Raw genomic sequence first — 13,915 nt, forward strand, 5'->3', positions numbered from 1 at the left:
GGCCCCTGCCGTCCGCGCGCCGGACACCGCAGCCGGAAGGCAGGTCATGACCACGGACGTCAGCACCGGGAGAACCGAAGCCGTCAGCGGCGGGAAACCCGAACGGGAGGCGCCCGGCGACACCAGCCGCGTCCCGAAGTACTACCGCATCAAGCAGCGGCTGCTGCGGATGACCGAGGCCCGCCCGCCGGGCACGGCGATGCCGGCCGAACGCCTGCTCGCGGCGGAGTTCCGCACCTCCCGCACCACCGTCCGCAAGGCCCTGCAGGAACTGGTCAGCGAGGGGCGCCTGGACCGCATCCAGGGCAAGGGCACCTTCATCGCCCGCCCGAAGGTGTACCGGACGCTGCAACTCACCTCGTACACCGAGGACATGCGCGCCCAGGGGCTGAGCCCCTCCTCCCAGGTGCTGGACATCGGCTACGTCCCGGCCGACGACCAGCTGGCCGGACTGCTGGAGGTGGAACCGGGCGCCAAGGTGCTGCGCATCGAACGCCTCCGCCTGGCCGGCGGCGAACCGATGGCCATCGAGACGACCCACCTCTCCGACGCCCGCTTCCCCGGCCTGCGCCGCAACCTCAGCCGCCACACCTCCCTCTACACCACCCTCGCCGAGGTGTACGGCGTCCGCCTGGCGGAGGCCGACGAGACCATCGAGACCTGCCCCGCGACTCCGAGAGAGGCCGCCCTCCTCTCCACCGACGTGGGCCTGCCGATGCTCCTGCTGTCCCGCCACTCCCGCGACAGCGCGGGCACCCCGGTGGAATGGGTCCACTCGGTGTACCGGGGCTCGAGGTACCGCTTCACCGCCGTACTCCGGCGCCCGGGGCCCTGAACGGGCGAACCGGCCACCGGAGACCCTTCAGACGGAGAATTTGGCGACGTACTCGTCGAAGGGCTCGATGCCGGCCTCCGCGCGGCGTTCGTCCATCTTCTCGGGCTCCACACAGGGCCATGGAACGGGCGTCCCGTCCTCCCTCACCTCCGAGACAAAACCGGTGTAAAGATCATTCCGGAGACGGGTGACAGGCGCCCCTGCGCCCGGGGACATTGGGACCCTCTCCGCCCCAAGGCCCTCTCCCTCGTCCGGGTTACGCCGGGCGATCCCGCCAGGGCGACACGCCGGGCCGAGGCCGGGCGATGAGTTTCGCCGGGGCCGGCGGTCTTTACTGGAAACGGACGCCGTCGAACGCCCCGGAGGACACCATGGCCGCCACCTACACCTTCGACGTCTTCTCCAGTCTCGACGGCTTCGGGGCCGCCGGGGGCGACTGGACCGGGTACTGGGGGAAGCAGGGCCCCGAGCTGCTGGAGCACCGGCTCGGCCTGTTCGAGCAGGAGCAGCGGATGGTCTTCGGCGCCAAGACCTACCGGATGTTCGCGCAGATGGTGGCCGCCGCCGGCGAGGACTCCGAGGTGTTCGACCCCTGGGTGACCCGGATGCGGAACATGCCGGCCACGGTGGTGTCGAACACCCTGGAGGGGCCCCTCGACTGGCCGGACGGGACGGTGGTGAAGGGCGACGCCGTCGACGTGGTGGCGAGGCTGAAGAAGGAGTCCGATGTGCCGCTGCGCTCGCACGGCAGCCTGTCGATGAACCGGGCGCTGATGGCCGCCGGGCTGGTCGACCGGGTCCAGGTGACGCTCTTCCCGGTGATCACCGGCCGGACCGGATTCGAACCGATCTTCCAGGGCGCCGAGGACTTCGACCTCGAGCTGATCGAGCACCGCACGCTCGACGGCCGCACCCAGGAACTGGTCTACCGGCCCACGCTCCACAGCTGAGCCAGGAGCCGGTCCACCGGTCCGCTCCGCGCGGCTGAGCCAGGAGCCGGTCCACCGGTCCGCTCCGCGCGGCTGAGCCAGGAGCCCCGGTCCACCGGCCCACGCCGCTCGGCTGAGCCAGGAGCCCCGGTCCACCGGCCCACGCCGCTCGGCTGAGACCGCGCAGGTCAGACCTCCGCGGCGGCCTCCTTGCGGCGCACCATCTCCTCGATCCACACCGGGGCGTACGGGGAGGTGCAGCCGAGGAACGTCGGGTAGTCCTTGAGCACCTCCAGGCGCTCACCGATGGCGACGGCACGGGCCCGGTGTCCGGGGTGCTCGATGCCGATCTGGGTCAGGCAGTGGTTCATCGCCCACTGGAGGCGGTCCGGGGCGTCCTTCATCCCGGCCTCGATGACGTCGAGCAGCCCGTCCAGGTCGAGTCCCTCGGGCTTCTTCGCCACGCGTTCCGTGGTCAGCGCCCAGCCGGCGCTCGCCACCACCGGATCCGCGTCGGCGAGCCAGGCCACCCGCAGTTCCTCGGCGTGCGGGCTCTTCTTCACCACGTAGTTCACAAGCCAGTCTCACCCGCCGTTCCTACCGCGTGGACACGGGTCCGGACGAGCGGGGCTCGCGGTACCGCCTCGTTCCCTCCGGCGAGGAGACCAGCCGCCTGCTGCGCGACGGCCGGCGGCTCGCCGAGTTCACCTCCACCGGCGACGGGAAGGTCACCGTCGAGTGGCGCCCCGACGCCGAACCCGAGCCCGCTGACGCCGCCCCGGGCCACGCCCTCGCGGCCGCGTTCGGCACGGGGGCCGAGCCGCTGTGGCGCTTGGCGCTGGTCGCGGTGCTGGAGCTGTGGCCGTGAGCGTCTGGGGTCTTCGGGGGCCCGTACCGTCCGGCCCGCACCCGTCCGGGTGCCGGTTCCCTCGGATGGCCGCGAGGCCATGCGGCCCGTCGGGCCCGGCCAGAGGCTGGGCCCATGCGAACCAGACCTGCGATATCCACTGCTGCCCTGCTCACCGGTTGCGTCCTGCTCTCCGCCTCCCTGGCGGCCTGCGGCGACCGCGCCGGTGACGGCGCCACGGCCCGGGGCGGCGGAAGTGACGACGGCCGCGGGCGGATATGGGCCCAGTCCCTGGACTGGAAGAACTGCCCCGCCCCGTCCGCCCTCCAGGGCGGAGGAGACGCCCCCCAGCCGCTGCCCGACGGCACCCGCTGGCAGTGCACCACCATGAAAGCCCCGCTGGACTGGGACAAGCCCGAGGGCGAGACGATCGACATCGCCCTGATCCGCGCCCGCACCGCCGCGTCCGCCGAGGACCGGATCGGCTCCCTGCTGTTCAACTTCGGCGGCCCGGGCGAGTCCGGAGTCGCCACCCTGCCCGCGCTCGCCGACAGCTACGAGAGCCTCCGCAGCCGCTACGACCTGGTCAGCTTCGACCCGCGCGGGGTAGGCGACAGCGACGGCGTCACCTGCCTGGACGCCGAGGCGATGCAGGAGCTGATGCAGCAGGACGACACCCCGGACGACGGCGACGACGAGATCGCGGCCCTGCTGAAGAGCAAGCGGGAGTACGCGACGGCCTGCCAACGCGAGTCGGGCCGGATGCTGCCGCACGTGGGCACCGAGGACGCGGCCCGCGACATGGACCTGCTGCGGCACCTGCTGGCTGACGAGAAACTGCACTACTTCGGCATCTCATACGGCACCGAACTCGGCGGCGTCTACGCCCACTTGTTCCCCCGGCACGTCGGCCGGGCCGTCCTCGACGGCGTCGTCGACCCCACACAGAACCAGCTCGCCGAGTCCCTGGCGCAGACCGAGGGCTTCCAGCTCGCCTTCGAGCACTTCGCCCAGTGGTGCATCGACAACGGCTGCCCGCTGGGCGACAGCGTCGAGGAGATCGAGTCGCTGGTCATGGAACTCGAGGCGGAACTGGACGACGAGCCCCTGTCCCTCGGCGACGACCTGGTCCTCACCGGCTCGCTGCTCCTCGACGCCATCGTCCAGAGCCTCTACCTGGAGACGGCCTGGCCCGCCCTGGAGATCGGCCTGCAGCAGCTCGCCGAGGGCGACGGCGACACCCTGCTCAACCTCGCCGAGGCCCTGGGCTCCCGCAACAGCGACGGCACCTGGAGCGACCAGCGCGACGCACAGACCGCCATCACCTGCGCCGACCGCAGCGACCGCTACACCCCTGACCAACTGCTGAAGAAGGCGGCCGAGTTCGAGGAGGCCTCGCCGCTCTTCGGCGCCTCGATGCTGTGGGATGCCCTGGAGTGCACCGGCTGGCCGGTCCCCGGCAAGGCCGAGCACCCCGACGTCCGCGCCCCTGGCGCCTCGCCCATTCTCCTCGTCGGCAACACCGGCGACCCGGCCACCCCCTACGAGGGCGCCGCCCGCATGGCCGAGCAGCTCGGCAAGGGCGTCGGCGTCGAACTCACCTACAAGGGCGAGGGCCACGGCGCCTACAACTCCGGCAACTCCTGCGTCCAGCGCAACGTCAACGCCTACCTCCTGAACGGCAAGCTCCCCGCCGCCGGAACCGTGTGCGAGCACGAGTCGCCGATGGGCAAGTAAGCCTGCCGAGGCTCGTCTTCCGATCCTGGAGGCGTCGCGTGCCCCGCACCCGACGCCTCCCCGCACGGCTCCTGCACGGCTCCTGCGCGACTGCTGTCCGACTGCTGTCCGGGTCCCGCCCTCCACGAAGCGGCCAAGTGCCCGTCGCGCCCGCCCACAGCGACCGCCCGTGCCAGAACCTCGCGCAGCTCGCCGTACGTCGGCGCCAGCCGCCGCAGACCCGACGCCAGCGCCACATCGTCCCCCGGTCACCAGCGGGTACTGCAGCCCGCCCAGCAGTTCGGCCTGCGCACGCAGCAGCCGGGCCGCCTCCTGATACCCGCATCCGGCCAGCGCCACGGCCGCGTCGGACAACCGCCGGGCGCCGACCCGCACCGAGAACACCTCCATCATCTCCCGGCTACCCGGCGGGAGTTCACCACCGCTGACCTGCTCCGCAAGACCCGGCCGTCCCAGTGGCAGCAGCCTGGTCACCTCTTCGTAGGCCGTCTCGGCTCCCGGCAGGTCCGCCTCCGCGGCGAAGCGTGCCATGCGACGGTCGGCCATCTCGCTTCTGACCCAGCTCGGGCACACGACATTGGCCCGCACTCCCCGACGGCCGTAGTCGACGGCGACCGAGCGGCACAGCTGGAGCAGGGCCGCCTTGGAGGTGGCGTACGGGGCGTTGCTCGTGCCGTTGCGCAGGGCGGACACCGAGGCGACGGCGACCACCGCACCGCGCGCCCGCAGGCGTCCCGCCGGCCGACGACCGACGACATCGCCGCCGAACCCACCGGGATGGTCGGGAAAACCCGACCTCCAGGTCTCGACCTGGCTGTCATGACCTGCGAGAACGCTCCGGATGCAATGGACGCGTGCTGACTCTTCGGGCTCAATTCCCTTTTGAACAACGGTGGTTGTGGTGTGCCGGATGGCTGGTCGCCGCCGTGTGGGCCGCTGTCTTCCCGCTGATCCCGGCGCCGCAGCCACACCGGGTATGGGGGATGAGCGCCGGTGCGGGGTACCTCTGCGCGGCGGTGGCGGCCTTGCTGTCCTCGCGGCGACGGGGACCGGCCGTCTCGGTCTGGTTCGCCGCGACAGGGTGCGGTGGCCGTACCGCTTGTCCTGTTGCTGCTGACCGGCTCGGCGCAGAGCGAGGTCGGCGTCGTGGAGCGCTCCGGCCTGCTGACCGTGCGTCAGGCGACGCCGTATCTGGCGGATCCGGGCTCGGTGGTCGAGGTGACTCCGTACCTGCCGGGCATGGCGGTGTTCGGGCTGCCGCGCGCCGTGCTGGGCGGCGACGGCCTGCCGGCGAGGCTGCTGGGTGACGCCAGGATCTGGTGCGCCGCGGCCTTCCTGGGTTGCCTGTGGGCGGCCCGGCGTGCGGCCGTGCCCGGGGCGTACGGTCGGCGGACTGCCGGACGCGGGACCATGAGCACCTGCGCGCTCGGCGCCTTCGTGGCCTCCCCCGTCGTGGCGCTTCCGCTGTGCGTCAGCGGTATCGATCTGCCGCTGACGGGCCTGCTGGTGCTGGCCCTGGTGTATGCGGCGCGGCGGCGTCCGTTGGCCACCGGGGTGTCGCTCGCGGCGGTCTGCTCCCTCAAGTGGACGGCCTGGCCCGCCGTCGCGGTGACCGTGGCGTTGCTCGCCCGGCGCGGCGGGTGGCGGACGGCTGCGCGCGGGGCGGCCGTGGCGGTGGGAGGCACGGCCGTGCTCGTCCTGCCGGCCGTGCTGCTGTCGCCCGGGCCGCTGGTGGAGCAGGTCTTCATGTTCCCGGCGGGACGCGGGCCCTGGGAGACCCCGGCGGCCAGCCCGCTGCCGGGCAGGCTGCTCGCCGGCCTCGGGCCGGCCGGCTGGTGCGCGGCGGTCACTCTGCTGCTGTCCGCCGGGCTGGCCGTCGCCGTGTCCCTGCTGATCCGGCCACCGCACGACCTCGTTCGGGCCGCCGACCGGCTGGCCCTCGGACTGTGCGCGGCCTTCCTCCTCGCGCCTGCCGGGCGCTTCGGCCGGCGCTGCGGCGGGGGCGGGATCCGGCGGATGGTCGCCACCACGCACGGCCACGAGATCTGGTGGGCGCGCACCCCTGGCGCCCGCCAGGTGCTGCGGCGCATCGGCGACCACGTGGATGCCGTCACCTGCCTCGGCGAGTACACCCGGCGCCGCATCGCGCCGGCCCTGGGTCCGCGGGCGGAACTGGTGCGGCTGGTGCCGGGGGTGGACCCGGCGGCGTTCCTGCCGGAGCCGGGCGCGGCCCGGCGGATCCGGGGGGTGAAGCCGGCCGGGCCTCGGTGACCTCGCACTGGTCCTGGGACGCGTCGGCGCGGCAGTTGACGCGGCTGCTCTCCCCCGGCGCCGGCACCGGCACGACGACCGCCCCGCCGGACAAGCCCGTTACGACCGTTGCCACCGTTGCGACGACGCACCCGGTCAGACCTGCGGCTGCTGACCCCGCAGGTGGGCGAGGACGGCCAGGACGCGGCGATTTCCCTCCGCCGGGTCGAGGTCCAGCTTCATGAAGATGTTGCTCGCGTGCTTGACCACCGAGGCCTCGGTGATGGTGAGCCGCTGTGCGATGGCCTGGTTGTTGAGCCCTTCGGCCATGAGGGCCAGCACCTCCCGCTCCCGCGGGGTCAGTCGCTGCAGTGGTTCGTCGGCGGCCCGTTGCCGCAGCAGTACGCGGATCACCTCCGGGTCGATCACGGTCTGCCCGCCCGCGATGCGTTCCAGCGCGTCGAAAAACTCGGCGACCTCCCCGACCCGGTCCTTCAGCAGATACCCGAGTCCCCCTTCGGCCGACGAGCCGCTGCTGAACAGCTGGGTCGCGTACGGGGTGGCGATGTACTGGGACAGCACGAGCACGGGCAGCCCGGGGTGCCGGCCGCGCAGCTCCAGCGCCGCCCTCAGCCCTTCGTCGCGGAAGCCGGGCGGCATCCGGACGTCGGTGACCACCACATCCGGACGGTCGGCGTCCACGGCGCGCGCCAGTTCCTCGGCGGTCCCGACGGCCGCGGTCACCTCGTGTCCGGCGCGGGAGAGCACTTCCGCCAGTCCGGCGCGCAGCAGGACCGCGTCCTCGGCGAGCACTACGCGGAGCACGGCACCTCCAGACGCAGTTGGGTGGGTCCGCCGACGGGACTTGTCACGACGAGTCTTCCTCTCAGAATGGCCACGCGGTCGGCGAGGCCTTGCAGTCCGGCCCCGGCGGCCGGGTCCGCGCCGCCGCGCCCGTTGTCGGTGATGAGCAGGGTCAGGGTGTCGTCGTGCGCCGCTGTGCTTGGCGGCGTTCGTCAGCGCCTCGGTGACGGTGAAGTACGCGGTGGACTCGACGGCCGGCGGCAACCTGTGCGGCAGGTCGATGTCGACGGTGACCGGGACCGGGTTGCGCAGGGCGAGTTCGTCGACGGCGGCGGGCAGACCGTGGTCGGTGAGGACCTGGGGGTGGATGCCCCGTACCAGCGAACGCAGTTGCTCCAGCGCCTGCCGGGCCTCGCCGCGGGCGCGGACCACGAGTTCGGCGGCCGGGGAGTCCTGGCCCCGTAGCTCCATCTCGGCCAGGCCCAGGGTCATGGTGAGCGCCAGAAGCTGCTGCTGGGCGCCGTCGTGCAGATCGCGTTCGATGCGCCGCCGCTCCGCCTCGAAGGCGTCGATCAACCGGGCTCGGGAGCGGGTCAGTTCGATGACGCGGGAGCGCAGGTCCTCGTCGCGCGCCGACAGCAGGGACTGGGCGACCCACACCTGTGCCCCGGAGAGCACTCCGCCCACATAGGCGGAGAGGAGCAGCCCGAACAGGCCGGCGGCGGTGCCCGGCAGGGCGGCCACGGGCTCGGATATGGGCCGGCCGGGCACCAGCATGACCGTGTCGGGTGCGATCGCCCACACGATCACCGGTGTCGCCGTCAGGATCAGCGACAGGCCGAGCAGGGCGACGAAACCGATCCCGGTGGCGGTGAAGACGACGCCCAGGGCGAGGCTGTAGCCGAGCTCCCGCCAGGTGGCCCGCTCGCGCAGCCGGGTGCGCAGCCAGGGCCAGGCTCCGGTGCCGGGGAGGGAGCCGTGCGGGTCGAGCAGGGGTTCCGGTTCGACGAGCCGTAACCGGCGCCGCTCCAGTGCGGCCACGGGAATACCGGAGACGGCGAACGTCATCAATATGAACAGGCCGGCTCCGAGCACGGACAGGCCGACGCCCACCAGGAGCAGCGCCGCCAGCACCAGCAGCACGACGAAGCCCAGGACGGTGCCGCTCAGCAGGAAGGCCCAGCAGCGCAGGGGCCAGAGGGAGCAGGCGAAACGGAGAGGATGCCGCCGCATGGCTTCCCAGACGGCGACGGTCATACGTGTGCGTCCTCCGGATCGTGCGCCCGCGGGTGATCGTGGTCCACCGATCACCCTAACCGGGCTTCGACCGGCGGTCAGGCCGGAGAACAGGGATACGGGGCACGCTGTGTGAGCGACCGATCACCCTCGGTCCGGGCCGGGGTCTGGAAGACGACCGGCGGCCGGTGCCCGACCCGTCGTCCCGCTCACTCCTGCATCATGGGAAGTGCGGAAGACACTGCGACGACGACTGTGACTTCTGAGAGGTTGGCATGTCCGACAAAGGCAGTGTGGCCGCTGCGCGTAGCGCCTACGGCACCCCGGCCCCGTGCGTGCTGCTCAAGCACGGCGAGATCTTCCTCAAGGGCCGCAACCGCCACCGGTTCACCGAGCAGCTGCACGACAATCTGCGGTACGCGCTGCGCGGGATCGGCGGCTCGACATGGATCAAGACCGCCCGGAACGTGACCGTCATCGGCGGGGAGGTGCCCCAGGAGGCCCTGGTGGAGCGGGCCCGCAGGGTGATCGGCTTCAGTTCGGTGGAGCCGGCCGTGCGGGTGCCCAGCGATCTGGACGCCATCACGGCGGCGGCTGTCGACGTGCTGCGCGGGTCCCGCGAGGGCACCACCTTCGCCGTGCGGACCAAGCGGCGGGACAAGCGGTTCCCGCTGAGCTCGTTCCAGGTCGACGCCCACCTCGGGGCCGTGCTCCTTGATCAGGTTCCGGGGCTCCGGGTGGACCTGGACCGGCCGGACGTCACCCTGGCCGTGGAGATCGACCGCAAGGAGACCTACCTGTCCTGGCGGCGGCTCCCCGGCCTGCGCGGACTGCCCGTCGGCTCCAGCGGCCGGGCGCTGGTGCTGCTGTCCGGGGGCTACGACTCCCCCGTGGCCGCGCACCGGGCCATGCGGCGGGGTCTGGCCTGCGACTTCGTGCACTTCACCGGCGCGCCGTACACCAACCCCTCGTCGGTGTACAAGGCGTACGCGCTGGCCCGTGAGCTGAACCGCTACCAGCAGCCCGGGTCCCTGTATGTGATCGCCCTCGGCAAGGCGCAGAAGCAGCTCGCCGTGGCCGGGGCCGGCCGGCTGCAGGTGGTGGCCCAGCGGCGGCTGATGGTGCGCACCGCGTCCGCGCTGGCCGCCCGTACCGGCGCCGAGGCGCTGGTGACGGGTGACAGCCTGGGACAGGTGGCGAGCCAGACGCTGGCCAACATGGTCGCCGTGGAGGAGGCGGCGGACCTGCCGGTGCTGCGGCCGCTGATCGGCTGGGACAAGCAGGAGATCATCGACGAGGCGACCACCATCGGCACCGCGGGTATCTCGGTCCTGCCCGACGAGGACTGCTGCAGCCTGCTGACCCCGCCCCGGGTCAGCACCCGTGCCCGCCTCTCCCAGCTGCACTCCGTGGAGAAGCGGCTCGACCTGGAGGAAGCGGTCGAGGCGATGGTGGACTCCGCCCAGGTGTTCTCGCCGGTGGCGGACGAGGCCGCCTCGGACACCGGGGACCGGTGCCCGGCACCGGCGTGACACGAGGAGCCTCTCATCCGGCCGTGCGGCGGCGCGGCGGTGAAGGCGTACAGGCCGAGGATGGCCGGGGCAGGGCGCCACGCCGGGACCGCGCGCCCGCGGCCCGTCAGTCGTCCCCCGGTTCCTCACCCGCCGGCAGCCGGAGGGTGAAGACCGAGCCGGCGCCGGGTTCGCTGCTCGCCTCGGCCGTGCCGCCGTGCGCCCTGATGTGGCCCTGAGGTGACCCTTGACCCTCCCGGCCGTACAAACGCACATGCGAGCTGCACCGATCGAACTGCTGGCTCATGCGAAGCGACCACTGACTTTCGCCTTGTATCTGCGGCAGTATCATCGACACATCGACGCAAGCACGCGCGAACGCATGAACGCATGAACGCATGAACGCCAACCGGTACCGGCGGGTGGGGACGCAGGGAGCCCGTCCGGGCCACAGGTGATCGCGTCCGTCAGGACGAGAGGGAGTGGGCGGAGTGGACCCGTCATGACCTGTACCGCGCGCCGGGCCCGCCGGGCCCTGCGCATGGCCGGCGCAGGAGGAGTCGCCGCGCTGCTGGCTCTGAGCGCCTGCTCGTCGTCCGGCGACTCCTCGGCATCGAAGTCGGACTCCTCCGGATCCGGCGGCGGCCCGGACTCGGGCAAGGTCACCGGCGACGTCACCGTCTTCGCCGCCGCCTCGCTGAAGGAGAGCTTCGAGAAGCTGGGCCAGGAGTTCGAGCGGCAGCACCCGGGCACCAAGGTCACCTTCAGCTTCGGCGGCAGCGACTCCCTCGCCGCGAGCATCACCGGCGGGGCACCGGCCGACGTGTTCGCCTCGGCGAGCCCGAAGACGATGAAGATCGTCACGGACGCCGGGGACGCCTCCGGCACGCCGGCCACCTTCGTCCGCAACCAGCTGCAGATCGCCGCCCTGCCGGGCAACCCCGACAAGATCGGCTCTCTGAAGGACCTCACCAACCCGGACCTCAAGGTCGTGCTCTGCGACAGGACGGTGCCCTGCGGCGCCGCCGCCCAGAAGGCCCTCGACGCCAGCAAGCTGACGCTCACGCCGGTGTCGTACGAGGAGGACGTCAAGTCCGCCCTCAACAAGGTGGTGCTGAAGGAGGCCGACGCGGCCGTCGTCTACAGGACGGACGTGAAGGCGGCGGGTGAGAAGGTGGAGGGCGTTGAGTTCCCCGAGGCGGCCGAGGCCGTCAACGACTACCCCATCACCCTGCTGAAGGACGGCCCCAACCCCACGGCCGCCAAGGCCTTCATCGCGCTCGTGCAGTCCCCCGAGGGCCAGAAGGTCCTGACCGAGGCCGGGTTCCTCCAGCCGTGACCCCGAACGACGACAAGGTCGGCACCGGCACCCTGCGGGGTGGGCCGCGGCGCCGGCGCGTCCGGGCGGCCGAGGGCCGGGGCGTGCCGCTGCCCCTGCTGCTGCCCGCGCTGATCGGCCTGACGTTCCTGATCGTGCCGCTGGTCGCCCTGCTCGTGCGGACCCCGTGGCACAGCCTGCCCGGGCTGCTGACCAGCGCCCAGGTCTGGCAGGCGCTGCAGCTGTCCCTGATCTGCGCCACCGCCGCGACCGCGGTGAGCCTGGTCGTCGGCGTGCCGCTGGCCTGGCTGCTGGCCCGCGTCGAGTTCCCCGGACGCGGTCTCGTACGGGCCCTCGTCACGCTCCCCCTCGTCCTGCCGCCGGTGGTAGGCGGTGTGGCGCTGCTGATGGCGCTCGGCCGCAACGGCATCGTCGGGCGGTGGCTGGACTCGTGGTTCGGGATCACCCTGCCGTTCACGACGGCCGGAGTGGTGGTCGCGGAGGCGTTCGTCGCCCTGCCGTTCCTCGTCATCAGCGTCGAGGGCACCCTGCGTGCCGCCGACCCGCGCTACGAGGAGGCCGCCGCCACCCTGGGCGCCTCCCGCTTCACCGCCTTCCGCCGGGTCACGCTCCCCCTGATCGCCCCGGGCATCGCGGCCGGGGCCGTCCTGGCCTGGGCCCGGGCGCTCGGCGAGTTCGGCGCGACGATCACCTTCGCCGGCAACTTCCCGGGACGTACCCAGACCATGCCGCTCGCCGTCTACCTGGCCCTGCAGAGCGACCCGGAGGCCGCCATCGCCCTCAGCCTCGTTCTGCTGGCCGTCTCCATCGCGGTGCTGGCCGCTCTGCGCGACCGCTGGGTGGCAGCGAGATGACCGGCACCGACTCCGCCGCTGCCGATGTACGTGCCGAGTCCCGCGCGGAGGGACTCGACGCCCGTCTCGTCGTCGAACGCGGCACCTTCCGCCTAGACGTGACGCTGACCGCCGCACCCGGCGAGGTGGTCGCCCTGCTCGGCCCGAACGGCGCCGGCAAGACCACCGCCCTGCGCGCCCTCGCCGGCCTGACGCCGCTCACCGACGGCCATCTGCGGCTGGACGGCGTGGCACTGGAGCGCACACCGCCCGAGTCCCGCCCCGTAGGCGTCGTCTTCCAGGACTACCTGCTCTTCCCGCACCTCACCGCCCTGGACAACGTGGCCTTCGGCCCCCGCTGCCAGGGCGCGTCCAAGGCAGCCGCCCGTGCGCAGGCCGCCGAGTGGCTCGACCGCCTGGGGCTCGCGGCCCACGCCGGCGCCAAGCCCCGCAAGCTCTCCGGCGGCCAGGCCCAGCGGGTCGCCCTGGCCCGCGCACTCGCCACCAACCCACGCCTGCTGCTGCTCGACGAACCGCTCGCCGCGCTGGACGCCCGCACACGCCTGGAGGTCCGCGCCCAGCTCCGGCGCCACCTTGCCGACTTCGAGGCCGTCGCCGTCCTGGTCACCCACGACCCGCTGGACGCCATGGTGCTCGCCGACCGCCTGGTCGTCGTCGAGGAGGGCCGCATCGTCCAGGAGGGCACCCCCGCCGACATCGCCCGCCGTCCCCGCACGGACTACATCGCCCAGCTGGTGGGCCTGAACCTCTACCGGGGCAAGGCCGACGGCCACACCGTCCGCCTCGACGCCGGCCCGCTCGTCACCACCACGGAGGCCCTCACCGGCCCGGTCTACGTCGCCTTCCCGCCCAACGCGGTCACCCTCCACCGCGCCCGCCCGACCGGCTCCAGCGCCCGCAACCTCTGGCACTGCGAGGTCGGCGGCCTGGAGACGCACGGCGACCAGATCCGCGCCGTCCTCACGGGCGAACTGCCGCTCGTCGCCGACCTGACGACGGCCGCGGCCGCGGAACTGGACCTCTATCCCGGCGCCGAGGTCTGGGCGACAGTGAAGGCGACACAGACCCACGCCTACCCGGTCTGACGTGCGGCCGCCCCCGCCCTCCCACGACTACCGTTGACCCCACACGACACGAATGCGACATATCACCCCATTCCGGCGAGATCGTCGAGATCAACGAGGTCATCCGTCATGAACCTGAGCATCCGCAACCAGATCCCCGGCACCGTCACCTCCATCACGCCGGGCGAAGTCATGGCGACGGTCAAGCTGCGCCTCGACGGCGGCCGGCAGCTCACCGCCGCCGTCACCGAGAAGTCCGTCAGGGACCTCGGCCTCGCCGAGGGCTCCGCCGTCCGCGCACTGGTGAAGTCGACGGAGGTCGCGCTCGCCACCGGCCCGGTCTCCGGCCTCTCGATCCGCAACCAGCTGCCCGGCACGGTCACCGGCATCACCACCGGCGGCGCCATGACGACCGTCAAGATCACGGTGGGCCAGGGCGATTGCAAAGTCGCGGTGACGTCGTGAGTGTGCAGGTCACGGCGGTGTGACGATATCGGAAGGCCCGCGAC

Annotated in this window: 10 protein-coding genes and 6 pseudogenes; 9 read left to right on the forward strand and 7 right to left on the reverse strand. The window is 72.5% G+C overall.

Translation table 11 applies throughout. The features are described from left to right. Nucleotides 1-46: 46 nt before the first annotated feature. On the forward strand, nucleotides 47-835 hold the full coding sequence (locus tag ABD198_RS04960) for a GntR family transcriptional regulator (protein WP_343998102.1): 789 nt from the start codon (nucleotides 47-49) through the stop codon (nucleotides 833-835). Nucleotides 836-862: 27 nt separating this feature from the next. Here ABD198_RS04960 and ABD198_RS30675 read toward each other — a convergent pair. The 4 genes and pseudogenes from ABD198_RS30675 to ABD198_RS04975 form a co-directional block, all read right to left on the reverse strand. Next, nucleotides 863-973: pseudogene (locus ABD198_RS30675) on the reverse strand (DUF6624 domain-containing protein); the annotation flags it as partial. Between the two features lie 394 nt (nucleotides 974-1,367). After that, nucleotides 1,368-1,661 carry a hypothetical protein gene (locus tag ABD198_RS04965; protein ID WP_343998103.1) on the reverse strand — a complete coding sequence of 98 codons (294 nt, stop codon included), beginning with the start codon at nucleotides 1,659-1,661 and terminating at the stop codon, nucleotides 1,368-1,370. Beyond that, nucleotides 1,661-1,770 (reverse strand): annotated as a pseudogene (locus ABD198_RS04970). Before ABD198_RS04970 ends, ABD198_RS04965 begins: the two are co-directional and overlap by 1 nt. Nucleotides 1,771-1,952: 182 nt before the next feature. Next, nucleotides 1,953-2,348 (reverse strand): annotated as a pseudogene (locus tag ABD198_RS04975) (DNA alkylation repair protein); the annotation flags it as partial. A gap of 20 nt (nucleotides 2,349-2,368) precedes the next feature. Between ABD198_RS04975 and ABD198_RS04980 the strand changes: the two are divergent. Together ABD198_RS04980 and ABD198_RS04985 are read left to right on the forward strand one after the other, a co-directional pair. Then, nucleotides 2,369-2,632 (forward strand): hypothetical protein, encoded by a 264-nt coding sequence (locus ABD198_RS04980; RefSeq protein ID WP_343998105.1) that lies wholly within the window; start codon nucleotides 2,369-2,371, stop codon nucleotides 2,630-2,632. Nucleotides 2,633-2,746: 114 nt separating this feature from the next. Then, nucleotides 2,747-4,348, forward strand: coding sequence for an alpha/beta hydrolase (locus ABD198_RS04985; RefSeq protein WP_343998106.1), 1,602 nt, complete (start codon nucleotides 2,747-2,749; stop codon nucleotides 4,346-4,348). 423 nt (nucleotides 4,349-4,771) lie between these two features. Here the strand turns inward: ABD198_RS04985 and ABD198_RS04990 are convergent. Next, nucleotides 4,772-5,077, reverse strand: a pseudogene (locus tag ABD198_RS04990) (SDR family oxidoreductase); the annotation flags it as partial. Nucleotides 5,078-5,434: 357 nt separating this feature from the next. Between ABD198_RS04990 and ABD198_RS04995 the strand changes: the two are divergent. After that, nucleotides 5,435-6,619, forward strand: a complete 1,185-nt coding sequence (locus tag ABD198_RS04995; RefSeq protein WP_343998107.1) for a glycosyltransferase 87 family protein — start codon at nucleotides 5,435-5,437, stop codon at nucleotides 6,617-6,619. 135 nt (nucleotides 6,620-6,754) lie between these two features. Here the strand turns inward: ABD198_RS04995 and ABD198_RS05000 are convergent, their stop codons facing one another. Next, nucleotides 6,755-7,423 carry a response regulator transcription factor gene (locus ABD198_RS05000; RefSeq protein WP_343998108.1) on the reverse strand — a complete coding sequence of 223 codons (669 nt, stop codon included), beginning with the start codon at nucleotides 7,421-7,423 and terminating at the stop codon, nucleotides 6,755-6,757. Then, nucleotides 7,411-8,659, reverse strand: a pseudogene (locus tag ABD198_RS05005) (sensor histidine kinase). Before ABD198_RS05005 ends, ABD198_RS05000 begins: the two are co-directional and overlap by 13 nt. A 254-nt stretch (nucleotides 8,660-8,913) precedes the next feature. Between ABD198_RS05005 and thiI the strand changes: the two are divergent. From thiI to ABD198_RS05030, 5 genes and pseudogenes are all read left to right on the forward strand, one after another. Continuing rightward, nucleotides 8,914-10,170: a tRNA uracil 4-sulfurtransferase ThiI gene (gene thiI, locus ABD198_RS05010; protein WP_425580418.1), complete on the forward strand. Its 1,257-nt coding sequence runs from the start codon at nucleotides 8,914-8,916 to the stop codon at nucleotides 10,168-10,170. Nucleotides 10,171-10,651: 481 nt separating this feature from the next. Then, complete coding sequence (gene modA, locus ABD198_RS05015) at nucleotides 10,652-11,488, forward strand: molybdate ABC transporter substrate-binding protein (RefSeq protein WP_343998110.1); 837 nt, start codon at nucleotides 10,652-10,654, stop codon at nucleotides 11,486-11,488. Continuing rightward, a complete protein-coding gene (gene modB, locus ABD198_RS05020) occupies nucleotides 11,485-12,342 on the forward strand; it encodes a molybdate ABC transporter permease subunit (RefSeq protein WP_425580419.1) in 858 nt (285 codons plus the stop codon). Before modA ends, modB begins: the two co-directional genes overlap by 4 nt. Continuing rightward, nucleotides 12,339-13,427: an ABC transporter ATP-binding protein gene (locus tag ABD198_RS05025; RefSeq protein WP_343998111.1), complete on the forward strand. Its 1,089-nt coding sequence runs from the start codon at nucleotides 12,339-12,341 to the stop codon at nucleotides 13,425-13,427. The genes modB and ABD198_RS05025 overlap by 4 nt, the downstream gene beginning before the upstream one ends. 108 nt (nucleotides 13,428-13,535) lie before the next feature. Beyond that, a pseudogene (locus ABD198_RS05030) lies at nucleotides 13,536-13,865 on the forward strand (TOBE domain-containing protein); the annotation flags it as partial. Between the last annotated feature and the right edge of the window lie 50 nt (nucleotides 13,866-13,915).

It is taken from the genome of Streptomyces thermocarboxydovorans (genome assembly GCF_039524635.1).
GTDB lineage: Bacteria > Actinomycetota > Actinomycetes > Streptomycetales > Streptomycetaceae > Streptomyces > Streptomyces thermocarboxydovorans.